The organism is Thermogladius sp. KZ2Tp1, from assembly GCF_051131135.1.
In the GTDB taxonomy this organism is placed as follows: Archaea; Thermoproteota; Thermoprotei_A; order Sulfolobales; family Desulfurococcaceae; genus Thermogladius.
In genome coordinates this window covers 274,872-300,287 of sequence record NZ_CP151274.1, presented here as the reverse complement: position 1 = coordinate 300,287, position 25,416 = coordinate 274,872, and the positions used below count along the sequence as shown (strand labels likewise).

Annotated in this window: 24 protein-coding genes and 1 tRNA gene; 6 read left to right on the top strand and 19 right to left on the bottom strand. The window is 56.7% G+C overall.

Annotation, left to right across the window (positions count from 1 at the left end; genetic code table 11):
* Positions 1-252: 252 nt before the first annotated feature.
* Positions 253-1,158, bottom strand: coding sequence for a hypothetical protein (locus WLZ34_RS01540; RefSeq protein ID WP_434731612.1), 906 nt, complete (start codon positions 1,156-1,158; stop codon positions 253-255).
* A 45-nt stretch (positions 1,159-1,203) separates the two neighbouring features.
* Positions 1,204-3,216: an N-6 DNA methylase gene (locus WLZ34_RS01535; RefSeq protein ID WP_434731611.1), complete on the bottom strand. Its 2,013-nt coding sequence runs from the start codon at positions 3,214-3,216 to the stop codon at positions 1,204-1,206.
* A 222-nt stretch (positions 3,217-3,438) separates the two neighbouring features.
* Between WLZ34_RS01535 and WLZ34_RS01530 the strand changes: the two genes are divergently transcribed.
* On the top strand, positions 3,439-3,630 hold the full coding sequence (locus tag WLZ34_RS01530; RefSeq protein ID WP_434731610.1) for a hypothetical protein: 192 nt from the start codon (positions 3,439-3,441) through the stop codon (positions 3,628-3,630).
* Between the two features lie 298 nt (positions 3,631-3,928).
* Here the strand turns inward: WLZ34_RS01530 and WLZ34_RS01525 are convergent, their stop codons facing one another.
* The 3 genes from WLZ34_RS01525 to WLZ34_RS01515 all read right to left on the bottom strand — a co-directional run bounded on the left by WLZ34_RS01525 (position 3,929) and on the right by WLZ34_RS01515 (position 6,414).
* The gene (locus tag WLZ34_RS01525) at positions 3,929-5,047 is read right to left on the bottom strand and encodes a hypothetical protein (RefSeq protein ID WP_434731609.1); all 1,119 of its coding nucleotides are present in this window, start codon (positions 5,045-5,047) and stop codon (positions 3,929-3,931) included.
* Positions 5,048-5,440: 393 nt separating this feature from the next.
* A tRNA-Arg gene (locus WLZ34_RS01520) sits at positions 5,441-5,515 on the bottom strand.
* 188 nt (positions 5,516-5,703) lie between these two features.
* Positions 5,704-6,414, bottom strand: coding sequence for a PA14 domain-containing protein (locus WLZ34_RS01515; protein WP_434731608.1), 711 nt, complete (start codon positions 6,412-6,414; stop codon positions 5,704-5,706).
* 64 nt (positions 6,415-6,478) lie between these two features.
* Here WLZ34_RS01515 and WLZ34_RS01510 point away from each other — a divergent pair, with 64 nt between their 5' ends.
* Both WLZ34_RS01510 and WLZ34_RS01505 read left to right on the top strand, forming a co-directional pair.
* On the top strand, positions 6,479-7,267 hold the full coding sequence (locus WLZ34_RS01510; RefSeq protein WP_434731607.1) for an HD domain-containing protein: 789 nt from the start codon (positions 6,479-6,481) through the stop codon (positions 7,265-7,267).
* Between the two features lie 42 nt (positions 7,268-7,309).
* Positions 7,310-8,611, top strand: a complete 1,302-nt coding sequence (locus tag WLZ34_RS01505) for an asparagine synthetase A (protein WP_434731606.1) — start codon at positions 7,310-7,312, stop codon at positions 8,609-8,611.
* On the opposite strand, the gene WLZ34_RS01500 is transcribed toward WLZ34_RS01505, so the two are convergent.
* On the bottom strand, positions 8,583-9,593 hold the full coding sequence (locus tag WLZ34_RS01500) for a glycosyltransferase (RefSeq protein WP_434731992.1): 1,011 nt from the start codon (positions 9,591-9,593) through the stop codon (positions 8,583-8,585). The genes WLZ34_RS01505 and WLZ34_RS01500 overlap by 29 nt on opposite strands.
* An 80-nt stretch (positions 9,594-9,673) precedes the next feature.
* On the opposite strand from WLZ34_RS01500, the gene WLZ34_RS01495 reads away from it, so the two are divergent.
* A complete protein-coding gene (locus tag WLZ34_RS01495) occupies positions 9,674-11,005 on the top strand; it encodes an aminotransferase class V-fold PLP-dependent enzyme (protein ID WP_434731605.1) in 1,332 nt (443 codons plus the stop codon).
* Positions 11,006-11,064: 59 nt separating this feature from the next.
* Here WLZ34_RS01495 and WLZ34_RS01490 read toward each other — a convergent pair whose 3' ends face one another.
* Positions 11,065-11,232: a hypothetical protein gene (locus WLZ34_RS01490; RefSeq protein WP_428727028.1), complete on the bottom strand. Its 168-nt coding sequence runs from the start codon at positions 11,230-11,232 to the stop codon at positions 11,065-11,067.
* Between the two features lie 269 nt (positions 11,233-11,501).
* Entirely contained in the window at positions 11,502-12,923 is a 1,422-nt protein-coding gene (locus WLZ34_RS01485; protein WP_434731604.1) for an amidohydrolase family protein, read from the bottom strand.
* Between the two features lie 25 nt (positions 12,924-12,948).
* Here WLZ34_RS01485 and ade point away from each other — a divergent pair, with 25 nt between their 5' ends.
* Entirely contained in the window at positions 12,949-14,787 is a 1,839-nt protein-coding gene (gene ade, locus WLZ34_RS01480) for an adenine deaminase (RefSeq protein ID WP_434731603.1), read from the top strand.
* 17 nt (positions 14,788-14,804) lie between these two features.
* On the opposite strand, the gene WLZ34_RS01475 is transcribed toward ade, so the two are convergent.
* Both WLZ34_RS01475 and WLZ34_RS01470 read right to left on the bottom strand, forming a co-directional pair.
* On the bottom strand, positions 14,805-15,341 hold the full coding sequence (locus WLZ34_RS01475) for a ZPR1 zinc finger domain-containing protein (protein WP_434731602.1): 537 nt from the start codon (positions 15,339-15,341) through the stop codon (positions 14,805-14,807).
* Positions 15,328-16,260 (bottom strand): radical SAM protein, encoded by a 933-nt coding sequence (locus tag WLZ34_RS01470; protein WP_434731601.1) that lies wholly within the window; start codon positions 16,258-16,260, stop codon positions 15,328-15,330. The genes WLZ34_RS01475 and WLZ34_RS01470 overlap by 14 nt, the downstream gene beginning before the upstream one ends.
* Before the next feature lie 217 nt (positions 16,261-16,477).
* Between WLZ34_RS01470 and hxlB the strand changes: the two genes are divergently transcribed.
* Positions 16,478-17,083 (top strand): 6-phospho-3-hexuloisomerase, encoded by a 606-nt coding sequence (gene hxlB / locus WLZ34_RS01465; RefSeq protein ID WP_434731600.1) that lies wholly within the window; start codon positions 16,478-16,480, stop codon positions 17,081-17,083.
* Position 17,084: 1 nt separating this feature from the next.
* Here the strand turns inward: hxlB and WLZ34_RS01460 are convergent, their stop codons facing one another.
* The 9 genes from WLZ34_RS01460 to WLZ34_RS01420 form a co-directional block, all read right to left on the bottom strand.
* Entirely contained in the window at positions 17,085-17,669 is a 585-nt protein-coding gene (locus WLZ34_RS01460) for a hypothetical protein (protein WP_434731599.1), read from the bottom strand.
* A complete protein-coding gene (locus WLZ34_RS01455; protein WP_434731598.1) occupies positions 17,660-18,373 on the bottom strand; it encodes an ABC transporter ATP-binding protein in 714 nt (237 codons plus the stop codon). Before WLZ34_RS01455 ends, WLZ34_RS01460 begins: the two co-directional genes overlap by 10 nt.
* On the bottom strand, positions 18,370-18,852 hold the full coding sequence (locus WLZ34_RS01450; RefSeq protein WP_434731597.1) for a QueT transporter family protein: 483 nt from the start codon (positions 18,850-18,852) through the stop codon (positions 18,370-18,372). Before WLZ34_RS01450 ends, WLZ34_RS01455 begins: the two co-directional genes overlap by 4 nt.
* A gap of 78 nt (positions 18,853-18,930) precedes the next feature.
* Positions 18,931-19,875, bottom strand: a complete 945-nt coding sequence (locus tag WLZ34_RS01445) for a triphosphoribosyl-dephospho-CoA synthase (protein ID WP_434731596.1) — start codon at positions 19,873-19,875, stop codon at positions 18,931-18,933.
* Positions 19,872-20,801 carry a molybdopterin-dependent oxidoreductase gene (locus WLZ34_RS01440; RefSeq protein ID WP_434731595.1) on the bottom strand — a complete coding sequence of 310 codons (930 nt, stop codon included), beginning with the start codon at positions 20,799-20,801 and terminating at the stop codon, positions 19,872-19,874. The genes WLZ34_RS01445 and WLZ34_RS01440 overlap by 4 nt, the downstream gene beginning before the upstream one ends.
* Before the next feature lie 40 nt (positions 20,802-20,841).
* A complete protein-coding gene (locus WLZ34_RS01435; RefSeq protein ID WP_434731594.1) occupies positions 20,842-21,624 on the bottom strand; it encodes a radical SAM protein in 783 nt (260 codons plus the stop codon).
* 50 nt (positions 21,625-21,674) lie between these two features.
* On the bottom strand, positions 21,675-22,925 hold the full coding sequence (locus tag WLZ34_RS01430; protein ID WP_434731593.1) for an Nre family DNA repair protein: 1,251 nt from the start codon (positions 22,923-22,925) through the stop codon (positions 21,675-21,677).
* A gap of 77 nt (positions 22,926-23,002) precedes the next feature.
* The gene (locus WLZ34_RS01425) at positions 23,003-24,259 is read right to left on the bottom strand and encodes a hypothetical protein (RefSeq protein WP_434731592.1); all 1,257 of its coding nucleotides are present in this window, start codon (positions 24,257-24,259) and stop codon (positions 23,003-23,005) included.
* A gap of 111 nt (positions 24,260-24,370) precedes the next feature.
* Positions 24,371-25,378, bottom strand: a complete 1,008-nt coding sequence (locus WLZ34_RS01420) for a PLP-dependent cysteine synthase family protein (protein WP_434731991.1) — start codon at positions 25,376-25,378, stop codon at positions 24,371-24,373.
* Positions 25,379-25,416 lie beyond the last annotated feature (38 nt).

Below are 25,416 nucleotides of genomic sequence, written 5' to 3'. Positions count from 1 at the left end.
TACCTCGCCTTAGTCCAAGCCTCTTTAGACCCTCTAATCATAGTGTAATCGCATACTGCCAAAACCCTTAAACCTGGTCACCCGCGTAATGTGAGAGCCGTCCGGGTACTATATGTAAGGAAGCAAACCACCTTATGCCCCTCAGAGCCTGCTCACGTGTCTCTCCTATTCGTCACACTTAGCTCTCCCGGTTTACCTTAACCCCTTCCAGCTAGGTTAACATGTAGAAATATATGGATTACGTCTCATAAGTTATTCATGTTCATAACACATTTCACAATCTATCATTACTGTGTTAAAATCTCTGGTTATCTCTGATGGAGATATTTTAAATTGTATTTGGTTTGCTGCTACGTCCCACCATTTTCTTTCTTTAGTCCATCTGTTGCCTCCTTTCCTTTGTAACTCGACTTTTCCAATAAGTAAGCTTCCCTCCTTCGATATTGTAACCTCTCCCTGAGAATATATTTCGATTACTCTGCTTGCTTCCGCAATATAATAGCAGCACGTGTTTCTTTCAATTTTCACTACTAAGAAAAATAGGCAATCTTCGTTTAAGTCGCCGACAAGTATATTTTTCACGACAAATTTCTTATTTTGTTTAAAGAAGCTTAGAACGTCTCGAACTAATTGCTCGTCTATGTGGTTGATTTGATTAAAGGTCAATCTTCTCATTTTACCGATCAATCCTGGGGTTACCCCTTTCTTCTCAACTTCTTTCATTAGTTCTCGTTTTTCATTTTCATCTATTAGACCCTGTCTGGCCCTTTCATTAAGCTCGTTTATGATGAGGTCTACATTACTAGAAATTTCCTTAGCTTTATCCACGAACTGTTGCCTCGGCAGAGGAGTACCTTTCTCGTCTACTTCTCCTACAAATAACTTCAGTGCCTTATAGACAGACTCCGGCAGGTTCCATTTATTCCTATAATCGTCTACATAGCCTCTCTCTACGTGATTATAGTCGGCTTTAGGCTCGTACGATTTGACTGAGATGTACAGGGTAGCATTGTTACAATTTACTTTAATATCGGCTTTCCTCTCAGACTTGCCTGTTTTCTGTGCACTACAGCTAGTGAGATCTCTCCCCGTAAGTTGTTTTAGATAACTTACTATTTTCGCACCTATGCCTGTGTTTTCATTTATGAGAGTTATCACCCTATTCTCTATTTTCGCGCCCCTCCTAGCTGGCTTTGCCGTGAGCTACCCCCCTTGCTTGCCGCGTATCGCGTGCTCCTTCAGCGGCTTGGCTAGTAGCTCGTGTAGGTAGTCTACGCCTACGCCTTGAACCCCCAGCGTGTCGAGTATGAACTCGTCGAGTCTGCGCCTCCTGGGGTCGTCCAGCTGTAGTGGTAGCGGGGGCAGTCTCGCGGCGGAGATCTCTCTGATCAACTTCTCGGACTCCTCCCTGTACTCTCTACACGTGCCCGGGCTTGGGGCGGGGAGCCTCAGGTAGTCCTCCTCGAGGAACCTCGTCCACGCCTCGCTTATCGCCCTCCCGGCGTAGAGTAGTAGCGATATGAAGAGGCTGCTGTTGAACCAGAGCGTCAGCAGCGGCGAGCACTGCTCGTCGAGTACTAGGTAGAAGTCCTTGGTCGCGGAGGCGGGGGCTTCGGACGCCACCGCGAAGACGCCCCTATTCCTGAACCTCGCGTCGACTTTGTCGGGGAGGAACAGCTTCGCGAACGGCTTCTTGCTCTCTACCTGCCTGTACACGTGGCTGTACCACTTCTCCCCGAAAGCCCTGACCGCCGCGGCGGCCGCGCCGCTCTTCAGACCCCACGCCACGTACCTCCTCACGCCGCTCGGGAGCTCCTCTACGCTCACCGGGGGTATGCTGACGAGGTAGTGGTCGGGATCCACGAGGATCCTGTCGGTGTACAGCCCGGGCTTCCTGAGGCTTTTAACCGCGTACTCTCTAGGTAGCTCTAGAACCTCCCCGCCGCCGCTTATCGCTATGGAGTCGCCGCTGACCCCGGCGACCCTCCAGTACTTGTTGGGCACCAGGAAGAAGTCCGGCCCGTACATCTCCACGCCCCTGATAACGCCGTCTTCTCCAATGGCCTCAGCCAGGGGGAGCAGCCTCCCCGCCGAGGTTAGGGTGGAGAGCGCGCTGACGAGCGGCTTTAGAGCCCCTAGGTTGAACAGGGAGAGCCAGTTGAAGTCGAGTATGGGCGGTACGCTGTGGAGGTCTACGTACTCGGCCCCGGGGGCCCTCACCCAGCCCGAGGAGTACGCTAGGCTGGGCTCGAGGCCGCTGTCGAGGGTTACGAACGCCGTCTCACCCCTCCCCTCCCTGGACTTCGAGGCTACGAGTACTACCTCCTTGAAGCCGCTGCCCAGGGAGAAGGAGGACTCGCCCCTCTTCTGGATCAGCGCTAGTATGCGGTAGTTCTCTCTCAAGAGCTTCTTGACGCCCTCGCCGTATATAGTGTAGAACGTGGAGGCTGGGAGGACGGCGGCCAGCAGCCCCCCTTTCCTCAGCATGTAGTCGGCTGTGAACAGGGACAGCGTCTGGAGGTTTAGCTGCCTCCTCGCTATGTACTTGGAGTAGTGCGTCGCTGTAAACCTGCTCTCCAGCAGCCTCCTGTACTTGCTGTCCAGCAGCTCCCACCTCGTGAACGGCGGGTTAGTCAGGATGAGGTGGGCGCAGGACTTGTAGCTCGCCGTGGAGCCGGCTAGGGTGGGCTGGAGCCTGACGATCTCGAACGTGTCCCCGCACTTGACCTCGACTTTACCCCTACCGCACAGCCTCAGGAGCGCGGCGTAGCCGACGAGGCAGGCCAGCGGGTCTTTCTCGAAGCCTATGACCCTCCCCACCTTCTCGCACCCGAACTCCTTGATGAACCCTGCTAGCAGAACCCCGGAGCCCATGAAGGGGTCGGCTACCACCACGTCCTCGAAGCCCGAGTCCAGGGCGTAGGACTTGGCGAGGGCGGATATGACCCTGACACCGAGGGGGTCCGTGTAGTAGGCGGCCAGAACCTTCCTCCTGCGCCCCTCTATGAGGTTTGAGACCTCGTACAGCCCGCGGGGCGTGCTACCCCCTTTCAAGGCCGCGGCGTCTCTCACGGCTTTATCGAGGTCGACCAGCGCCTTGACCCCCAGTTCTTCGAGGACGCGGGCGTCCCCGTGAACCTCGAGAATGACAGAAAGGGATTCTACAAGCAGTCTATAAGCCTCGCCCGGAGAAGTGTACCTAGATAAATCGAGCACGTAACAACCCCTCCAGCGCCGCTGTCCTTGTAGCTCCTATTAATCTGTGTACAGTGATACCTACTTAAACCACAGCTTAGCACATCCCAAGGAGACGCGTCGTCTTGTTCTCCTAAGAGTCTCCTTGGCTGTCTCTACACATGTTCTCCTGTCTGAGAGAGGAGAATCCGCCTTCGGAATCTAAGCCCATGGTCTATTAAACCTCTTCTACTGAATCTTATAGTGGGTTGTATGGAGTTCACACCTATACTCGCCAGGACCATGGTTGGGAGGCTGTCGAGGGCCGGGGAGGCTAGGGTCGACGCCCTCAAAGGGTCTGAGGAGCAAGCCTTTAGAAAAGCCAAGAAGAGAGGTAGAGGAGGCGAAGTTGGGAGACCCGTGAGGAGGCTCGACGAGTTCTTCCGCCGCGCCTGAAACCCCTCACACGTTTTTAACGTTATGTAGCTCACAGGAGACAAGCGTATTTACCCCTGAGGTGGTTAGTGATGTTAGTGATTAACATCTACCTGGTTTGCTAGGAATAGTTAGACTCAGTATGATGCCGAGTAATGGGTGTGAAGACCATTCAAATTTCATGTAAGTAGAGGGCTAAGATAGAGTTCCTCGATATTGTTTAGAAAGCGGATTGCCTAAAAATTCTTTGGATACCGAATCCAGCTTCACCACGGACTGGGCTTTATTCTGCGGGAGGTTATTCGACGTGTTTGAGGTTCTATGGTGTTGGGTACTGTGGGCTCACCCATGTAGTGCCGTCGCAGGGAGCCCACACCTCGTACAGGCCGCAGTCCCTAGGGCCGAGTCTGCGGGAGGGCCTTGTACCCCTGTAATCGAGTGGCGTCTCTTTCGATATTTCATCGATTATAATTCGAACGCCGGGCCACTTAATGAAAAGTCTGCCGGGATGAACAATTATGCGGTAATGTAGTGTCCAACCCTTGTAGTATTCGATTAATACTGCGTCCAGGCCGCGGCATCTAGGCATTACCAGCGGTAGCTTGACGTATTTGACGAAGTCTCTATAACCTGGCATCTGGTAGTGGTGGTAGGCGATTCTGAGTATCGTAAGGTAACTGGCGAGGATAGATTCTATTGGTATGAGTTTGTAGGCGTGCCCTCGCCGCAACTGTTCTTTGTCAAATATATACCTCTTGAACGCCTCGTATAGCCCTAGGGCTGTCGCCTTCCCCTCGTCCATTATACCCCCTACACAGTGTGCTCTTTCGTGTACCTGGAGGTAGGCTAGCGCCGTCTCCTCTGTCGCTAGATAAACATTCTTAACTAGGTCGATGAGGAAAGGATCCCTCAGCAACCGCTCATAATCGTGTGGTCTATCTATTTCCAGGCACTGCTTGAAAATGAATGCCAGGTTGTTGAGGGCGTGTTTCCTCACCCAGCTTCTTATCCTATCGATATTGTAGTAGATAGCAGGGGCGTCCGCGCGTGCTGAAGACTCCGCAGAGCACGGGGTTTTCGAGCAGACGGCTAAAGTCTCCGTGCAAGCTATACTACCCCACCTACGGGCGTCACAGCTACCTTCTACAACCCTTATCTCCGGCAGTCTCTCCAGCGAGCGATATATGTCCTCGCCTGCAAAGTCGAGTTCTCCTTCACCCAGCGGGCGGTGCTCCCCCTCGCCCGCGAAGCCTGGGACGCCTTCAATCTCGTAGCAGAGCCCTTCTAGATTCGAGAAATCCATACCCTCAGGTAGCGGAGGGCCCTCTCCAGGCCCCTCAATTACACAACTACCGAGGCACCTACTCGACATCCCGCAGTTCCCGAAAAGTATTCCAGCCTTAAAGGATATAAAATTTGCTAGACCGCCGAGAAGCACTATTGGGATTAAGTCTGAGAGTCCCTGAGATGAGGGCTATCCGACTAGGAGGTAGCAATATTATACCTAGACGTCGTTGAGGTTTAATGATAAGGAAGTTAAGCGATCTGAAGGAAATCGTGGATAAGGGGCTCTTATACATCGAGAACGCCTCTACAAATATTATTGTTGTGAGCACTGCGAGAGCATGTTCGTGGTGATAGCGCTGGGCGTGCTAGGGAGAATTCGATGCTGGGAGGGCGTGGAACTACTTAATCTTATGATGAGACGATAACAAAGGCCTTAGATTTCTTATAGTGCACAGATAAGCGTCTTGAGCCGTCTAGACCCCCACGTATCCGGATCGGGTCTTAAGATACTATAAAAGAGGGTCAGCGGCCGTGGAGGATTTAGCGGGCCCGCCGGGACTTGAACCCGGGACCTCCGGCTCCGGAGGCCGGCGCCCTATCCTGGCTAGGCGACGGGCCCCGTGTATTGTATTGGGCTGTCGAGGTTTTATTACTGAACACCGCGTGCTTCCGCGGGTGAGGCGTGCGTCCCGCTGTTGCACCTGCGCCCTCTGTGCGGCCGTGCTACTACGGCGTGATTTTTGAATAGAGGTTTGGGTCTTGAACGCGGTGAAACGCGGTACCGGGTTCGCGCGTCTGTCAGGGACGCTACGCTTCGACCTCGACTCTGTCTCCGCCGAAGAGGGTGAGGTACTCCCCCGTGTCGTACACGAGGTCTCCGCCTCTAAAGACCCTGATCTTGACGTGTACGTAGTCGTCGGCGCTCGGGAGCTTTAGGGCGCACGGCAGGACCTCGCACACGGTCCTCTCCCCGTCTAGGGACACGGCCTCGACCGCCAGGCCCGGCGCCCCGGCCTCTATGAAGGCCTTGTCCGATATCGCGTGGTAGAGCCGGTCGCTGGAAAGCACCTCGGTCCTCCCGCCTGCTATCCAGCCCAGGCGTATCTGCGAGAACCTGTACCTGCAGTAGAACAAGAGCCTCAGCTTGTAGAAGCCCCTCCTCAAGTAGACCTCCTCGCTCATGTAGAGCGTCGGCGGCTGGTCTCTCCAGGCGTCTATCAGGAGCTTCCCGTCCAGGTAGAGCCTGCTCCCGTCGTCCGTCACCACGTAGAACCTGTAGGAGCCGGGCTCGTCCACCCTCAGGAAACCCCTCCACTCGACCATGAAGAACTCGGGCGGTACACCCCTAGTGGGCGAGTCCCACCAGGTGAAGTCCACCCCGCTGTGGACGGCTGCCGCGACCGGCGTCAGGCCGGAGGTGTCTTGGGGAGGGGCCTCGCCGCTCCAGGTGTAGAAGAAGGCCTTGAGCCCCGGTATGAGGCCTCTCTTCTTGACCTTGATCAACCCTTCCAGACCCACGTTTAAAACGCGCTCTACGTAATTAACTAGGGCAAGTAAAGTAATAAGCGTTAGGTGGTCGGGCGTGGTAGTGGTCAGCCCCCAGCTGGTGAAGGCGCTGGTCACAGGCAGCAGGCTGCTAGAGGAGGCCTACTACACCCTGCTGAACGACGTGGAGGTGCAGGCCCTGTGGGAGATGGCCAACGTCATGGCCGTTAAGAGGCTGAGGTACAACGACCACGGCCCCGTACACGCGCAGATAGCAGCGGGCGCGGCCCTGTACCTCTACCAGCTGCTCAGGAAGAAGGGTGTCGAGTCCACGCTAGTCAAGGACGGGATAGTCGACACGGAGGAGGAGGCAGCCCTGGTCCCGCTGGTCGGCGCACTGCTACACGACGTGGGAAACTCCGTCCACAGAGACAACCACGAGAGGGTCGGGGCCCTGCTCTCCGAGCCTATTGTCTCGAGGCTCCTAGGCTCTTTGATCGACGACCCGCGTAAGAGGGTCAGGCTGAGGCAGGAGATACTCCACAGCATATACTGCACCGCCTACGACGTGGACTGCCTCACGGTGGAGGCCGGGTGCGTAAAGGTCGGGGACGGGCTGGACATGGCAGAGGGGAGGGCTAGAGTCCCTTACTCTCTAGGGAACGTCAACATCCACAGCTTGTCTGCCCTGAGCATCAAGAGCGTCGAGGTCCTGGAGGGGGAGAGCAGCCCCGTCAAGATACTCGTCTACATGGACGAGACAGCGGGCGTCTTCCAGGTGGACGAGGTGCTCATGCCGAAGCTGAAGACGACGCCGCTGAGAAAGTACGTAGAGGTGTACGCGATCTCCGGAGACAGGGTCCTCAAAACATACTCGCCTTCTTGAGAATATAGGTTTATAAGCTTAGGTCCTATCATAGTAGGGCTGGTGGCCGAGGGATGTCATTTAACAAGGCTACCTAACCCGTCCTGGTCTAAGTTCAAGAGGACCAGGCTCCTGGTCCAGCAGGGGCCGGGAGAATTCCTCGCCTGGATCGCCGGGAAGAAGGGGCGCACTCTCGTTCTCCGAGACCCCTCGGGGGCGCGAGAGCTAAGGCCTGCGGGGCCCCTGGGAGAACAGCTGCTCGCACTACCGCTCGAGACCCTCGTCTGGGTCAGGGGCTGGGTGGACGGCGAGAGCATAGTAGTCGAGGACCTGGCGGTCGTAAACAGGCCGCTGGTCGAGAGGAGGGTAGACTACCTGGCCTCGCCGCCGGACCCGAGGAGGTACGCTGAGCTCTACTACTGGTACGTCAGGGGCGACGGCTTCAGGAGGGTCGCGCTAACCAGGAGCCTGATACTGAAGTACTCAAGGGAGTTCCTGGACGCCAACGGGTTCATCGAGCTGGAGCCCCCCGTCGTGGGGGTGGTGAGCGACCCTGGTCTGAGGGGCGCTGGGAAGCTGGCTACCGAGGCCTACGGCTTCAGGCTAGAGCTGATGAGCAGCTTGATAATGTACAAGCAGTTGATGGCCAGCGTGTTCGAGAAGATCTACTACGTCGCTAGGAACGTGAGAGAGGAGCCCCCCGAGAACCAGTCCAGTGGAAGACACCTGTTCGAGTTCACCCAGTTGGACGTCGAGTGGGGGCTGTCGAGCCTCGAGGACGTCAAGGGGCTGGCAGAGCGGCTCCTACACTACGTCCACAAGAGGGTGTTGGAGGAAGCACCCAACGTACTCCACGAGAGGTTGCTTGACAGGAGCCTCTTCAACCCCCCGTTCCCGGTCATAACGTACGAGGAGGCTCTTAAGAAGGCCGCCGAACTCGGCTTCAAAGAGGAGTGGGGGCGCGAGCTCAGCATCCAAGCGGAGACGGCCATTTCCAACGCGGTCAACAGGCCTTTCTGGCTGATGTTCTTCCCAAAGCAGAGCAGGGGCTTCTACTACTACCCCCTGGAGGGCAACGAAGCCCTCAACACGGACTTCAACCTAATACTCCCCTGGGGCTTCGGCGAGGTCTTGGACGGTGGCTGTAGGGAGTACAGGTACAGCAGGCTGTTGGAGAGGATAAAGAGCCTGAACGAGGACGTCGGGAAGTACGGGTGGTTCCTGGAGCTAGCTCTGAACGGCGGTATCGCGCCGTCCTGCGGCTGGGGGCTGGGGGTGGAGAGGCTCGTCAGGTTCATGCTAGGCCTGGAGCACGTAGCCTACGCCACACTACACCCTAGGCTGCCCGGCGTCCTACCCCCTTGACGAAGTCGAGGACCACCTTCGACGCCTTGGCAGCCCCGTCGCCGAAGGCAGCCGGCCTTTTCGAGAGCGTCTCCTCCACGACCCTGTCTAGCTGAGATGGGTCGCCTGGGTCTGGTGTTAGGTAGCCCAAGTTCAGCTTCCGCGCCACGAACTCCGCGCCCTCCCTTCCCCCGGCCAGCGGTATGTCGGGGTTGTAGGCGATCACAACGGGTTTACCGTAGGCCTGGCTGGCCTGTATGGCCGCTATCCCCTGGTGCGTGATGACGAGGTCTGCCCCCGCGATCCACCTGTCTATGTCGGGATCGTAGTCGAACACTACGCTACCCGGCAGCTTCCTCTTGAGGTACTCCGCCCAGTACTTGCCCGCCTGGATGACCAGCCTGTAGCCCCTCAGCCCCCCTCTCGCGATCGTCCTAAAGAGTAGGCGGTGCCCCATAGTCCCAGTCGTGACGAGGACGTAACCCCCCCTCTCCGGCTTGTAGACGGGCCTCTCGTAGATCAGCCCGACATAAAAACCCCTACTCCTGTAGAGTCTCAACTGCTCCCCCCACTGCAGGAGCGCGTAGGCCCCCAGCCCGTGGAGCAGCCCCACCGACCTGCTCTTCTCGAACACCCTGTACGGGTCCTCGACGCAGAAGACCGGCACCCCCCTGGCAAGAGCCGCCAGCGAGGGGGGTACGCTGTGGTTGGAGCCGGTGCAGACGAGGGCGTCTACACCCCTCGCGAAAGCCGACGCCTTTACGAGCGCGTGCGGAGCCCTCGTTAAGACCCTGTACAACCTTTCCTGGGGGTGCAGAGGCTTGGGCGATGTCGAGACTCTAACGCCGCGGCCGCGCAGCCTCGAGGCCAAGCGCCTTAGAGTGTTGGTGTCGCCCGCCGGCGCGACGACATCGATCTCGAGCCCCGGCTCGAGGTCTAGGAGGCGCTCGGCAAGAGCCACGGCGAAGCTTGTGTGCCCTCCGCCGCTCGCTACGAGGGCCACCCTCAACTGACCACCTGGTACCCCTCAGCACCGATAAAAGTATAATTGTCATACTAGGATATGAAATTCTGGGACTCCGGATGTTTGACCCACTTGAAGTCAGGAAGGACTTTCCCATCCTCGAGCGAGTCGTTAAGGGCAGGAAGCTCGTGTACTTTGACAACGCTGCCTCGACGCAGAAGCCCGTCCAGGTGATCAACAGAATAGTCGAGTTTTACAGCAAGCACTACGCTAACGTCCACAGGGGCCTCCACACGCTGAGCCAGGAGGCTAGCGAGATGTACGAGAAGGCCCACGAGACGCTCGCGAAGTTCATCAACGCGTACTCCTGGGAAGAGGTGGTCTTTGTCAACAACACGACCGACGCCATGAACCTGCTGGCGTACACCTATGGCCTCGAGAACCTAAGGGAGGGCGACGAGGTGGTGACTACCGTGATGGACCACCACAGCACTATGTTGCCGTGGAGGAAGATAGCCGCTATGAGGGGGGCCAAGGTCAAGTACATAGACGTCACTTCCGAGGGGTACCTGGACTACAGTTCTATCGACGAGGCGATCACGAAGAGGACTAAAGTAGTGGTGTTCACGATGGCCAGCAACGTCCTCGGGACTATCAACAACGTCAGGGAGATCGCGAAGAGGGCCAGAGAGGTGGGGGCGATCGTGATAGGCGACGGCGCCCAGTACGTCCCCCACATCCCCACCAACGTGAGGCAGCTGGGTCTAGACTTCATGGCCTTCAGCGGCCACAAGATGCTGGGCCCGACGGGGAGCGGCGTCCTGTGGGGTAGGAGAGACCTACTCGAGAGGCTGGGTACGTTCAAGGTCGGCGGCGACACGATCAAGGACGTAACGCTGGACGACATTGTGTGGCTCGACATCCCGTGGAGGTTCGAGGCCGGCACCCCGAACATAGAGGCCGGTATAGGCCTGGCGGCCGCAGCCGAGTACCTGCTCAGGCTCGGCATGGAGAACGTGAGGGAGCACGAGAAGAGGCTCGTCGAGTATCTGCTGAAGAGGCTGGAGGAGGAGTTCCCCGACGAGGTCGTAGTCTACGGGCCTCGGAGGCCTGACGACAAGACCGGCGTCGTGGCGTTCAACGTGAAGGGGCTGCACCACCACACCGTGGGCATGGCGCTCGACTTCTTCGGGATTGCCGTGAGGACGGGCCTGCACTGCGCCCACCCACTGCACTACAGGCTCAAGATGACCTACCTAGACCCTCCCCCAGACAAGGTCCCCGACAGCGCCGACGAGAGGATGAGGATCTTCGGCTCTGTTAGGGCCAGCTTCTACGTCTACAACACGCACGAGGAGATAGACTATTTCATAGACGTCCTGAGGAGAGTCATCGAGTTGAAGGAAGCGCTGAAGTCCAAGCCTGTAGAAGCTGCCTGTACAGGAGGCTAAGAGCAGGAGAACGATGCGGGGATTAAAAAAGAGGTTTCCTGGTTAGGGGTTTAACGGGCTTACTTGGCCGGGCCTAGGATCCTGGCGAACTTCTTGCCGGTGTAGGGGCTTGTAGCGAACGCTATCTTGATCTTGCCCCTCTTAGTCTCCCTGACGACGACCTCGTACTGGTCGGTCTCGTAGTACTTCTTCGCCTTTAGGTCGAAGAACTTTAGCTTCTCAGGCATGATCCGACCCTCTTACACTTTTATTTTCACTTTTAATTGTAGAATGAGGGGATATATAAATTTATTGCTCGGAAATTAATCAGTATTTGAGACACATAAAGTAACACCAATAATATTAAATATTAAATCATTAATCAGAATCATTCTTTGTAGGGATCGAGTTTAAATTGAAAACACGGATTACTTTAAGCATTTAAACAGTATCACGTAACGCAGTAAAGTGTTCATAAAAAAGTAGAGTGTTAAAATTTAAGGGAAGGAAAAACTGGTTAAAAGATGGGCCACTTGAGGTCGGGCTCCCTGCAGACCCCTGCTCGCTGGTAGAGGTTGAACGCGGCCTCGTCGGCCTTCCTGAGGACTTCCTCCTCGTCGAACGTCAGTATCTGCCTTTCGAAGACCACGAGCCTGCCGTCTACTATGACGTGCTTGACGTCGCTACCCATGGCGGAGTAGACGAGGTGGGACACCGGGTTGTTCAGCGGCTTCAGGTGTGGTTTGTGAAAGTCGACCACCACGAGGTCGGCTCTCTTGCCGACCTCTATACTACCGACTAAGTGGTCGATCATCAGGGCCTTCGCACCGTTTATTGTCGCCATCTCGAGTACTTGCTCCGCTCTTATCGCTTCGGGGTCACCGGTCAGGAGGGGCTGGAGTAGCGCGGCCACCTTCATCTCCCTGATAAGGTCGTAGTCGTTGTTGCTCGGCCCGCCGTCTGTGCCCAAAGTTACGTTGACACCCCTCCTCAACATCTCCGAGACCCTGGCGCCCCCGCTGGCGAGCTTCAGGTTGGACGACGGGTTGTGGCTCACGCTAGTCTTGGTCTTAGCCAGCAGGTCGATCTCGTCGTCCGTCGCCCAGACTACGTGGACTAGGACTACGTTAGGCCCGGTTAGGCCGACCCAGTGAGCAAACTCGACAGGCTTTTTACCGAAAACCTTGACGGTGTAGTCCACGTCTTCCCTGACCTCGGCTAGGTGCATCGTGATCCCTGTCTTCATCTCCCTAGCCTTCTCGGACATCTTCTTGTACAGCTCCACGGACACCGCGCCGGGGGTCCTCGGACCGAACCAGATCCATATCCTCGAGTCCCGGCCGTGGTACTTGTGGTAGAGCCTTATCGTGTCGTTGAAGCTGGTGTCCCCCGGCTCCACGAGGCCCTCGTGTAAGACGTTCTCCTCTAGCGCGTACCCTTTCAAGTCCATTACATGCCTAGCGACAGCTGCCCTGATACCGCTGTCGTGTAGGAACTCGATTATTGCGTCCACGCCGTACCTACCTACTAGGCCCGTCTCGAGGAAGGTCGTGACACCCGACTTCAGCATCTCGGCGACCACCAACTTCGCCGAGACCGACGCCTCCTCCGGCTTGTAGTTGCCCTGCAGCGGCCACACCCTGTCCTTGAGCCAGGGGATGAGCCTCTTGTAGTCGGCGCAGGCCTTCAAGAGCCCCTGGGCGAGGTGGACGTGCGTGTTGACGAGGCCCGGTATCACCACGCCGTCTCGCGCGTCGATCACCACGTCGCTGTAGGACTTGTACTGCGGGTCCAAGTTGTCTCTCTTCCCTACCGCGGTTATTACGCCCCCTTCCACCGCTACAGCGCCGTCCTTGATCACCCTTTTCTGCGGGTCCATCGTTACGATCCATCCGCCCCTTACGTATATGTCCGCCACAGCCTCCACCTTCACTAGCATATCTGCCGTGAAAATTAATAAGGTGATGTTGAGAGAAATTAGTAAAACCCCACGAGGAGTACTCATGAGGAGCTTATTCAAGTACGACATATCCGAGAGAGCCAACCTTATAAAGGTCGCGAGGGGCCTCCTCCCCGCTGACATCGTCGTCGTGAACGCGAACGTCGTGAGCGTGACTACTGGCGAGGTCCTCGAGAACAGAGCGGTGCTGGTGAAGGGGAGGAGGATCGCTGGCATAGTGAACTCCAACGGCGTGAGCAGGTACATCGGGCCTGACACGCTGGTGATCGACGGTAGAGGTGGGTACGTGGCACCGGGTTTCATCGACCCCCATATACACATCGAGTCCAGCCTCCTCGATCCCTACGGCTTCTCCAAGGTAGCTCTAAGGCACGGGACAACGACGGTGGTAGCCGACCCTCACGAGATAGGCAACGTTCTAGGGGTTGAAGGCGTAAGGATATTTGCGGAGGCCTCTCTGAAGCTCCCCCTCAAGATCCTCATAGACATACCTAGTTGTGTACCGGCCACCTCGCCCAGTATGGGCCTGGAGACCACGGCTCACGTGATCACGGCACGCGACGTAGAGAAGCTCGCGGACCTCGAGAACGTGGTGGGGCTGGGCGAGGTAATGGACTTCGTGAGCGTCGTGAACTCCTCCGAGGAGGTTCTAGAGAAGGTCAAAGTGGCCTACGAGAAGGGGCTTGTAGTTAACGGCCACGCCCCGCTGCTGCCCGAGGACATGCTTAACGCGTACATATCGGCGGGCATATTCAGCGACCACGAGTCCACCGAGGGCCTGGAGGCCCTGGAGAAGGCTAGGAGGGGTATGCACGTGTTCATAAGGCAGGGGAGCGCCTGGAGGGACCTAGAGCCCCTACTGCAGAGTCTCTCCAAGGTGGACTGCGAGGTCTGCTCTTTTACAAGCGACGACTTGAACGTGGTGGACCTCTTCGAGAAGGGCCACATGGACAGGATCGTGAACGAGGCGATCGAGAACGGGATGGACCCAGTGAAGGCGATCAAGTACGCGACCTTGAGGCCCGCCACCAGGCTGCACCTACAGGAGCACATTGGCGTCGTGGCCCCCGCAAGGCTGGCAGACATATTCACTTTCAGCAGGCTGGAGTACGTCGTCCCGGAGACCGTCATCGCGAACGGCGGGGTCATCTACTACAAGGGGGAGTTGAAGAAGGAGTTCGTGAAGCCTGTTTACCCCGACTACGCGTTGAAGACGGTGAACTTAAAGCGGCTCCCGGCTCCCGAGGACTTGGTTCCGCGGGCTAGTGTGCCTAAGGGCACTGTAAAAGCCAACGTCATAGAGGTCAAGCCCGGCTCGGCCTTGACGAAGTGGGTAAGGGAGGACGTTGAGGTGGTCGACCACAGGCCTGTACTGGGTGAGGACGAGCTATACGTGAGCGTGATCGAGAGGCATAAGGGTAGCGGGAGTACTGGGAGGGGGATTATAAAGGGTCTAGGCGTCAGGATCGGCGGCTTGGCCCAGACCATAGCTCACGACACACACAATGTCATCGTTGCCGGGCGGGACCCTGTCGACATGAGCCTGGCGGTCAAGAAGCTGGCGGAGATACAGGGTGGAATAGTGGCGGTCCACGAGGGGGAGGTACTCGGGCTCGTCGAGTTGAGGTTGGCGGGCTTGATGAGCGTGAAAGAGCCCGAGGAGGTGTACTCCGAGTACAAGAACTTCGTGAATAGGCTCAGGGAGAAGCTCGATGTAGAGTTCGAGAGCTTCTTCATGACACTAGCACTGGTCGCGCTACCGGTCATCCCAGAGCTGAGAATAACAGACAAAGGACTTGTTGACGTCATGAACGCTAAGCTCGTACCCCTTTTCCTCGAATAGACTAGCTCGCAAACCCCTTACTCACTCAGCTTTTTCACTATCGCCTTCTCGCTTAAGATCCTCGAGACACCTGTCGGGTCTGACACGACTATCGTGACCGGCTTGAGGCCTCTAAGAACCCCTTCAAGGTATTCGATCTTCGAGGAACACGCAGGGGACGAGTTCTCGCACGCGTATCTCAGCACGTCTATCACCCTCGTGATGACCCCTTCAACCGTTGTTATCTCGCCTTGGGAGAAGAGACCCGGGGAGACCTCGATGTCGACCTCGGGGATCTTGATCGTCGCCGCAGACGACTTGATGATGAGGGCCCGCTCGTCACCAGACTTCTCTATCCTGTACAAGATTTGGACCGGCTCGCTCTCCTCGAGGCTCGTTACATCGCTGTGCTTGTACCCGCAGTGGGGGCACTTAAAGGTCGACAACAGCACTTCGCCGAAGAAGGGTATCTTGTATAAGAACTCCTCTACGACGCCCTCCTTTCCGCAGAGCGGGCAGCGCGCCTTGTACTCGAGGACCTTGAGCGGCCTCGGTTGCTGCTCAACCTCGTCCATATGGGACCCTGGACGCTACGAGATGGGATCCATCACAACTAGGGGCCCTTAAAAAGCCTACCCCCAGCCCCTCTCTGCAGACAGCCGCCGTCAGGCCCCTCGCCAGAGAGAACTCTATGACAGGGGCGAGCATCCTTGCTCTGAGGGGTTTGCCGAGGTACCTGTAGCCTTGTATCAGCTCCCCCTCTTCGAAGTAGAGCCTCTTGTACAGCTTCTCTAGCTCTGGAAAGGCCTCCACGATCCTCCTGTAGCTGTCGGGCTTGAGCTTGTAGGTCGACGTAACCACGTGTTTAGCGCCGGCGTTGGCCACGGCATCGACCAGCTCCTTGATCGAGGTCGGGTCGTCGTTGAGACCGGGGAGTATAGGGTCGACCCTGACTCCGACAGGTATGCCCGCCTCACTCAGCTTCTCGACGGCTCTCAACCTCCTCGACGGGCTGGGAGCGCCGGGCTCTAGCTTAGACGCTAGCGAGTCGTCTATCGTCGTTATGGTTATCATTACCGCGCTGGGCGTCTCCCTTAGGATGTCGACGTCCCTCACTACGATGTCTCCCTTGGTAGTGATGAGCACCCTCAACCTCCTCTCCGACAAGACCTGTAGTGTCCTCCTCGTCAACCTCAGCCACTCCTCGAGAGGGGGGTACGGGTCGCTACTACTGCTGAGCTCGATTACCAGCCTGGGGTTCACGTAATTCAAGTCCTTTCTAAGCCTCTCGAGGAAACCCCTCTTGGGAGTGCTGGGCCTCCTCCCGATGTAGGAGGTTGCGTAACAGTAGAGACAAAAGTGGCTGCACCCCGTGTAGGGGTGTAGGCTGTACTTCAACGGGCACGTGCACAGAGGGGAGTTCCAGGGGTCAAACGGCCTCAGTACACTCAGCTTCCTGGCGTCACCGTAAGGGGCCGAAGTACTTACACTCAATTCAGTCTCCCTGTAAAGGGGTGTGCCCCGCTCGACCGCAGCTCTCTCACAATCATCAACCGCGAGGTTTCTTCCAGAGGCGTGAGAGAGCGGGGCCAATAAGAGTTATCGGAAGAGGACATTTTATTCTCGCCAGCTGGTAGGCGTTTTGCGTACGTACATCCTTAAGGCGATTATGTTTTAATACGTACTTCAAAATATTTGAATCAGGGCTCTCATGGTTACTGGTCTAACTCGGCGCGCGATGTTGGAAATAATAGACTACGTTACTAAGTCTATAGAGGTCATAAGCGACCAAGACAAGGACAGGCTGATAGAGACCCTCGTCGACGCCTATAAGAGGGGTGGTAAAGTCTTTGTCACGGGCGCCGGCAGGAGCGGGCTGGTGATCAAAGCCTTTGCCCTTAGGTTGATGCACCTGGGTTTCCAGGTCTACGTAATGGGGGAGACGATCGTCCCGAGCATGAGGAAGGGCGACGTGCTGATAGCACTGTCGGGTTCGGGCAGGACCAAGTCAGTGGTGTCAGTAGCGGAGGCGGCCAAGTCTGTCGGGGCGGTGATCGTGAGCATCACCACGTACTTGGACTCCCCGCTCGCAAGGCTCGGCGACGTAGTGGTGCTGATACCCGGTAGAACGAAGTTGGCGAGAGAGGACGACTACTACGTCAGGCAGGTCATGGGTCTGCACGAGCCGCTGACGCCTCTGGGTACGCTGTTCGAAGACACCGTAATGATATTCCTGGACGGCGTCATAGTAGAGTTGATGGAGAAGCTCGGCGTTTCGGAGGACGATCTAAAGGAGAGACACGCTAATGTGGAGTAGCTCAGTCGAAGCCGCGCGCCCTCAAAGAGGACTCGAGGACGCCCAGCCTTCTAGCCAGTACTTTTGTAGCGTCGAACAACCCTACCAGCTGCCCGCGGAGACTCCACCTCAACTCTATACCCCGGCTCCTCTTAGAGTCCAGCACCTCGTCTAGCTCCCAGACCACGTTTTTCATGAGCCTTATCGCGAGGCCGAGACCGACGCGGTCCATGGCGCTGACGAGTAGCCTTGGGCTGGTTGTAGCCACTACAAGCATCAGCGAGAGAAACGTGTTGTAGCCGAACAAGTAGTTGTGTAGTATGGCGGGCGTGTACCCGTGGACGGAGTAGCTGAGCCCCAACATAACACCCCCGGCCGGCAGGAAAACGGCGAGCGAGTACGCCAGCAAGTCGAGGCAACCGCCGGCTACCAGTAGCGCGGCGGACAAGAGGAGGTTCAAGACGTCTGCTACAACGTTGTTGAAGTACCCTACCCCCAAGGTGGCTGTGAAGTAAGCGGTTTTGAGGTAAAGCCAGGCCTTCCCAGAGCCCCTGCCCACTTCCTCGGACTCAGCCCAGTGCCTTAGTAGCGACTTGGCTACCGACATATCATCCTCCTCGAGAGAACGCCGTACCTCTCCAACACCGAGTCGTCGACTTCACCGCCCTTGAACACGTCCAGCGACCTCTTGTCCTTGTCTATAATGAGGACGCTGTCGCTCTCGACGACCTCCAAGTAGAACGGGTTGTGGAGTGCCACGACAATGTTCTTCCCCCTCTGCTTGCCCTCCCTCACGATCTCGGATACGCGCCGGACACCGTCCGAGTCGAGGTTGTCGAAGGGCTCGTCCAAGAGCCAGACCGGTTGGTCTGCTACGAGCACACTCGCCAGGCTCACTCTCTTAGCTTCACCCCCACTTAGAGAGAACGGGTCCCTGTCCCACAGCTGCTGGGGTACGAGCCTGTCCGCGACATCCGTGTTCCCCCTCGCTCTCAACTGCCGCAGTATGAGGTTTACCTCATCTCTAACAGTCGGTTCGACGAATCCATAGTACGGGTCCTGCCACGTTATCCCGACAACGGCCGCAACCTTGCGCCTCCTCTCCTTGTAAGGCTCAATACCGTCGACCAGCACCCTCCCGTAGAGAGGGCTGATAAGACCCGCGACCGTCTTCAGGAGCGCGCTCTTACCCGACCCGTTCGGGCCGAGTAAGATGTGTAGACCAGGCTTAAGAACGAGGTCGACGTCGACGATTAGGGGTTTAGTCCTCAAGTAGCCGACCGTCGCCTTCTCGAATACTATGTCCGTCATAGCCCAATCCTTTGCGCAAACTTCACAAGTAGTCCGCCGAAGACCTCGAGAATTACGAGCTCGCTTGCAAGCACTGACAGGAAAGTCCATGTAGGCAGGCCGAAAATCGCCGCGAGCTCGAGGTAACCGACCGCGAACGCTATCCACGCAGCGCTAAGTAGACCCCCGAGGATGAAGGGTACAGCTCCAATGCCCGCAACCCTCTTTACGGCGTAGAATATCAGGGAGGCCCCTAGGTTGGTGACGGGGCCGAATAGCCAGTCCCACAACCCGAAGGGGCTTGGTATATTCCCTAAGAAGCCGCCTATTGTCAGGCCCGCCACGGACTCGAACCCCATTGATGTTAAATACGGCAGTACGAGCATAGCGTCGGCGACCCTGAACTGTAGAGGCCCGAACGACCAGTAGCCGAGTACTACGGTTAAGGCGGTGTAGACGCCTGCTATTGCCATGGCCTTTGCGACCCTCACGCTCTTCACTAAGTACCCCCTCTCCACAACGGCTCATATGCAGGCTGGTTTTTAAACGTCGTTTGACCCCGCTTTGCCACACCCCCTCTAAACACTGTACGTGAACACGGGCCCGACGCCGTTCTTCAGTAGGAACAAGGCTATTGTCGAGGTCAGTAGGTCGGCGAGACTCCCCGGGTTAATCATCCTACTCTTGAGAGACCTGTCGAGCTCGGACACCCTCTCCTCGAAAGACGGGTCAAATAGACGCTCCTTCACCTTCTCGGCCTCTCTCTTCACTTCTAATGCTACAGCGTAGCCGTGCTTCCGTGAGACGAGGGTGTCGACTTCCGTGGACAAGAGCTCGATAAAGGTCGCTACGACGGCCTTATTCCAGTCCCTGAAGGCCGTTACATACTTCTCGAGCACGTCTAGAAGCTCCCTGCTCCTCTTTAGACCGGAAACCACTTCGTCTGACACGACGTCTATCCTCGACGCGTACTGGAGGACGTCGACAAGCCTGTGCCCCCTGGCCCGAAGTTTGTTTGCGAAGTCGGGGTCCCACACGTCAACAAACCCGCTGTCTACACCCCCTCTCCTGATATAGCTGGGTTTAACTAGCCGGACAGCCTTGTAGAACCATACGGAGTCTTCGACCGTCGTCTCCTCTACTACGGCCTTATAGTTCCCGACAAAGCACTCGTAAGACGGGGTGCTCCTCCCCACGCACCTCCCTATAGAAATTGCGAGAGGCGAGAGCAGCAAGATCTGCCCGAGAGACGTGTTGAAACCGCTATACACCACAGTGGCCCTAGCGGCCCTGTACACCGCCCTACCCAGGCTCACCCCCTTCGCGATCGAGTCGCGTATGGTTCTCTCGAAGACGTCTTTCAACGCAATAGAGTTCAAGAGAAAGGCTAGGTAGGGCTTGTCCCTGTAGTCAGACAGCCTATGCGTGTTGCCCGGTTTAGGGTAGGCCGAGACCTCTAGGGCGATAGAAAACGCTAGGAGCGTCGAGTAGCGTTCTACGAGCTTCCTAGTAGCCCGCGTCAAAACCTCTTAAACCTCTCCGAGTTTTCTACTCTGCCTCTCGGGTGGTAACCCATGACCTCCCAGTAGCCGTCCCTGTACTCGCTGGTGAACTCCAGCCTCTTCACCCACTTAACGCTCTTCCAGCCGTAGAGGCCGGGGAAGAAGAGCCTGACGGGACCCCCGTGCTCGGGAGGGAGAGGCTTGTCGCCCATGTAGAGCACTAGGATTCCCTTCGAGAACTCGTCGACCGGGACTATAGCGGAGTAGTCGTCGTATCCTGTTATGTACACCCACCTGGCCTCCCTCAAGGGTTTTGCTAACTCGGTGATGAGCCTGGTCTCGACACCCTTTAACCGGGCTGACCTAACGCTCCAGCCTGTGACGCAGTGGAAGTCCGTCGTGATCGACGCCATAGGCATCTTAACCAGGTCGTTGTAGCGGAGTAAAAGACTGTTTTCGACTAGGCCGGCTACCTCGAGGTACCACTCGCTGGGCTGTACTCTGGGGATACCCTTTACAGCGTATATCACGGGGTACGGGATGTAGACCTGTTGGTCGGGTACCTGGGCAGCCCCGCTCACGTCCTTGTCGGGGTTGTACCTACCGATCGTCAGCCCGCTCTCCAACGCGCTGGATACGCCCTCCAGCTCCCTTGGTACAACAAACAATACCCTAGTCACAACGTTGTCGACGGCAACAACTCTTACGCCGACGTACTCGCGGGCAGAAGCGTCGGGCTTAAAGTGCAGCCTGAACAGGACAGTCCTAGACCCGATCGCCTCGTTACTCGAGAACTCCAGGACCCCCTCTAGGCCGGCTTCCCTTAGTATACCCTCCACGTAGGACTTGACGTCTTCCACGTCGTTGAAGACGACGTTAACCGGGCAATCGTACACCGCTAGAATTCCGGGCCACTCTTTCATACCCGTGGTCTTGTAGCACAGCAACCTCGGGCACCGAGAGGGCCGAATGAGAGACAGATGATAATTAGCTTTGCGCCGGCTTAATGAACGACCTGATCGAGAGGGAAGGGTTGTTTCTCGCAAAGCCAGGTAAACATTTAACGTTGTGTTCTTTACACTTAGACTCTATGTAGTTGAACAGGCCTCTCCAGTCGTAAGAGCTCGCCCTATTAGCGTAAGGGGCTAAAACGTGCCCTCCCGACATGAACGGCTTGACGTGCAGGCTGTCGTAGTAGAAGTCTGAGCGCGTCGACTCGGCTAGCTTGAGTAGAGCCTCTATGTTGTCCTCGCCGTCGTTCAGACCTGGTATTATCGGTCCGTAGAACAGCCACGTTTTGACCCCTCTCTCTGAGAGGTGTTTGAGAGCACTGGCTCTCTCGCTCGGCGGCGGTGCCCTCGGCTCGATAAAAGAGGCGACCTTGTTGTCGAGGGTCGTAATAGTGAAGCCCACGTCCACCCTGTCTTTGTACGCCGCGAGTACGTCTACGTCCCTGGTCACGAGCGGGTTCTTTGTCTGAATACTCACTCTGAACCCCAGTGGTAGGAGGACCTCTAGCGACCTCCGCGATAAGAGGTAAGTGGCCTCGACGGGCTGGTAGGCGTCTGTTATAGTGCCTAGCCCCACAACCCCTCTAGGCTTGCTGGGGGCCTCCTTCTTAAGCACTTCGACTATGTTTGTCTTGACGGCGACGACCTCACCCCAGTTTTCCGAGACTTCGCGTATCCTAGTGTAGAGCCTAGCATAGCAGTACGTGCAGGCGTGGTAGCAGCCGAGGTACGGGTTTAGAGCGTAGTCTAAGTCCGGCAACCCGCTCCTGGAGAGCGCTCTCGTAACCTTGACCTCTAGGATCTTGATGGCTACGCACCTCGGCTGGACATGAACTTTGTAATCTCCTCCGTGGCGACTATAGTCTGGAGGAGCTTTGACGACTTAAGCCACCTCTTCGCGCCCAGCTTAGTCCTCTTGTCCAGGTAAGCCAGCACCTCTCTCACGTCGCTCGTCGTCAAGACGGAGCCCCTGTCGTAGGCCTTCCTGAGCGACTCCCTCACAAACCAGACCCCGATCGCGAGGTTGAAGCCCGGGTATATCTCCCGGAGCAACACCGCCATGGCCTGCCTCCTCAACTTGTAGAGGTGCTCGGCCGTGGCGAGCCTGCTCGCGTAGTAGCAGCCGCCAATAGACGGGTATTCGTCTCTGCCCCTGTACAGCTCGTAGTCCCCTTCCACGCTCACCTCGCTACTCAGCGGGTTCCAGGTCGACCCCGGCCACCACGCCTCCATCCACTCGAACCCCCACTTCCTCGGCGTCAGTATTGCGATGAACAGGTTGTCGTGTATGGAGATCTCGTAAACCCTATACTCATCGATGGGCTCGAACCTCTTCACCTCCTTTACAAGTTTCTCGGAGATTATCGAGTCCACTGCAGTGATACTCCACCTAGTAGGCACTAGCACTCTGCTTCCTCTCCTTCCGAGCACGCCTATGCTGAGAGCTCTCTGGATGTACGAGACCGGGAGACCGCTCTTGTACAACTCGATAACCGCAGTAGAGGCCTTTACGTCGTCGGCTATCAGCCTGTCGACTACGCCCGGTACTTTAGGGTTAGAGTCGACCCTGAAAGACTCGAAAGGGCTTCTAGGACCTATTGGAGGGTTCGTCTCGTCTAAAAGAATGTTTGTCTTCGGAGGCTTCTCCAGCTTCAACTCTACGTCCACAGGCCTGGTGCTCAAGGCGACTTCTTGGATCCTACCGAGGACGGGGTGGTCGACCTCGGTCTTCTTGTTCAGCCTAAACCCAAGTACGAGGGTCAACCTGTAGTCCAGAATAGTGTTGAGGTCAAGGCCGATCCACTGCTCAGGGTAGTCGTAGATAGCCGTGTCGCCCGTCTCGGGGGGCACGCTCAAACCGACTCTCACCACAGGGTACCCGACTCTCCCTACAAAGACCGAGGGGGGTGACGAGCCGAAGACCTCTCTCTTCGTAACCAGGCTGCTCAACTTGAAAGACACATACTGTTTGACGAGTATTGGACAATACGATAGACCGCACCAGCCCCTGCCTCTACACAGGACGCACAAGTTGGAGGGGTACGTGCGAGCCCCGCTCATGAGGGTTCTTCCACTCGTGTCTTACCGATTCTATCCTAATTCCTCTTAATAAAAAGGCGGTTAGACCCGTACTCCTTCTACCCTAGCTTGTTAGAGTTGTTGTTGACGACCTCAGGGGCGAACCTGTACGCTACGCCGCTACTGATGACTCTCAGCACGGAGGATATCATGAAAGGCGCGTAGACGAGCCCGGTCAAGCCCGCGATCACCGAGCCCGTGAAAGAGGCCGCCGAGGCTATCAGGTTTGACGACAGGTTTAGTAGCGAGATGAAGACAGGCCTCTCCTCGCTGGGCGTTATGTAGAACGTGTAGAGTGCGCCTGTGAGGTCGAGCGACGACCAGGCGAACCCGCTATAAGCCTCCGCTAAGACGGTCATCCAGGAGTTGGGTACCGTGATGTAGGCTACGGGGACGAGGCTCGTTGTAGCCATTCCCAGGCTCATGGTTCTCCTAGAGCCGCGCAAGTTCAGCCTCTTCTTCCAGAAGTCTATCGTGAAGAACTTCACCATAAGCCCCGTCATGTTCTTGAAGAGTATCACCACCTCGTTACCCCCGAGCACGTTGAGGACGAGGTAGTCCCAGAAAGGCGCCGGTATGTTGACCGAGTAGCTGAACACTAGCTGCAGCGCCAGGTACTTCGACGCGCTGTTCGAGATGGAAGGTACTCTGCTGTTTTTACTCCTCGAGTTGTTCAGGGACGGCGCTATCCCGTTACCGTTGTTGCGGTGCCCGGGGTCCCTGATGGACAGGAGCATGGCGGTGGAGAAGACGGCTGCCACTAGTGAGGCGAGGTAGACTACGGTGTACGCCTCTAACAGGTTCCTTATCGTGAGGAAGACTAGGGTCCCCGTGAGCATGGATGAAGCGATCGCGACGTAGTTGAGCTTGTTTATCCTAGCCCAGAAACCCGCGGCCTCCTCCAGGGAGACCATGTCGCCCAGCAGGTCCCCAGCGGCTACCCCTGCTATACCACCGGCGAACTGTGTTAGGGTGGTAAGCCCGAGTAGATACTCGAAGTTGTACGGGTAGGGTAGGAGGACGCTTAGAATGGACATTGACAGCCCGATCCTGTTCAAGGCGCCGCCAATGCTCCACAGGAGCTTCCTGTTCCTTTTAATGTAGCTCGCGAAGAAGACGCCGGGTAACTGTGAAAGGGCGTATGTGAAGATCCTTGTGGAGGTCAGAATACCGATGTCGAGGATGTCCAGGTTCAGGACTCTCAACGCGAAAGCATTTGCGAGCCCCGAGGAGAGGTTGACGGAGAAATTGTACGACGTGGTCTCGAACTGGAAGTACCGCTTACTCCTCTCAGCGACGTTGTCAGTGCCCGTCAACGTAAGCCCCTCAACTAGATGGGTATGCCGTTCACTTAAAACAGGGGCCTCTAAACCCGTGTTCAGGAGGCGAGTGGATGGGGGTGAGAGTAGAGAGGTGAGGAAAAAAGGCTATAGGTCTAGCTCGCCTAAAAGCTGGTCTCTCCTAGCGATCTCTCTCTTCTTCTTGAAGAGCTTTGTAGAGAAGTACCTCGCTGCGTAGTCCGGGAGTATGGTGACGACCTTCGAGCCGCCGCCGAGGTTGTACTTCTGGGCCACCTTGATCGCGGAGACCACGTTAGCGCCGCTGCTGATCCCGACCGGCAGGCCCTCTAACCTGGCAATCTTCCTCGCCATGTAAATCGACTCGTCGCTGCTGGCTGTCACGAAGTCGTCTAGGAGGTGCTTGTACTTCATTATAATGTCTGGGATGAAGCCGTCGCCTACACCCTCGATCTCGTGCCTACCCCAGGGCCCCGGCTTGCCCTCCTTAAACCAGTGCGCCGCGACAGGGCACTCGGCGGGCTCTGCTCCTACAACTACCACTTTCTTGCACTCCTCCTTCAGCCTCTTGGCCACTCCTATCAGAGTCCCGCCTGTACCCACCTGGGCCACGAAGGCGTCCGGGCATCCTACCTGCTGTAGTATCTCCTTCCCCGTGGTCTCGTAGTGTGCCTGCACGTTGGCCTCATCGCTCCACTGGTCGAAGAAGTAGTACTTGTCCGGGTGCTCGGCAGCGAGCTTCTTAGCCTTCTCCAACGCGAGCCCGGCATCGCTCTCTCCACCAGGCGTGAACAGGAAGTCTGCTCCGAACAGCTTCATTAACATGAACCTCTCGGCGCTCATCTCCTCGGGTATGACTATCAGGACCTTGAAGCCCATGAATGAGCCGATCGCGGAGAACGCTATACCGGTGTTACCGGTAGTCGGCACTACCAGCGTCATACCGGGCTTCAGCTCGCCCTTCTCCATAGCCTTCTTTATCATGTAGTAGGCCATTCTGTCTTTCACGCTACCGGTCGGGTTCATGAACTCCATCTTACCCCATATCTCGGCTTTCACGTCGCTGGGGACCGCCCTCGACAGCCTTATGATCGGCGTGTTCCCTATGCAGTCCAGTATGCTGTTACACACCTTCACCCAGCTCACCTCGCCCTAGACTATTAACGAGGATGAGT

Coding starts and splice junctions, on each gene's coding strand:
- ade (WP_434731603.1), top strand. CDS start 12,949: ATGTTGAGAGAAATTAGTAAAACCCCACGAGGAGTACTCATGAGGAGC.
- WLZ34_RS01455 (WP_434731598.1), bottom strand. CDS start 18,373: ATGACGGACATAGTATTCGAGAAGGCGACGGTCGGCTACTTGAGGACT.
- WLZ34_RS01495 (WP_434731605.1), top strand. CDS start 9,674: ATGTTTGACCCACTTGAAGTCAGGAAGGACTTTCCCATCCTCGAGCGA.
- WLZ34_RS01490 (WP_428727028.1), bottom strand. CDS start 11,232: ATGCCTGAGAAGCTAAAGTTCTTCGACCTAAAGGCGAAGAAGTACTAC.
- WLZ34_RS01485 (WP_434731604.1), bottom strand. CDS start 12,923: ATGCTAGTGAAGGTGGAGGCTGTGGCGGACATATACGTAAGGGGCGGA.
- WLZ34_RS01430 (WP_434731593.1), bottom strand. CDS start 22,925: ATGAGCGGGGCTCGCACGTACCCCTCCAACTTGTGCGTCCTGTGTAGA.
- hxlB (WP_434731600.1), top strand. CDS start 16,478: ATGGTTACTGGTCTAACTCGGCGCGCGATGTTGGAAATAATAGACTAC.
- WLZ34_RS01460 (WP_434731599.1), bottom strand. CDS start 17,669: ATGTCGGTAGCCAAGTCGCTACTAAGGCACTGGGCTGAGTCCGAGGAA.
- WLZ34_RS01475 (WP_434731602.1), bottom strand. CDS start 15,341: ATGGACGAGGTTGAGCAGCAACCGAGGCCGCTCAAGGTCCTCGAGTAC.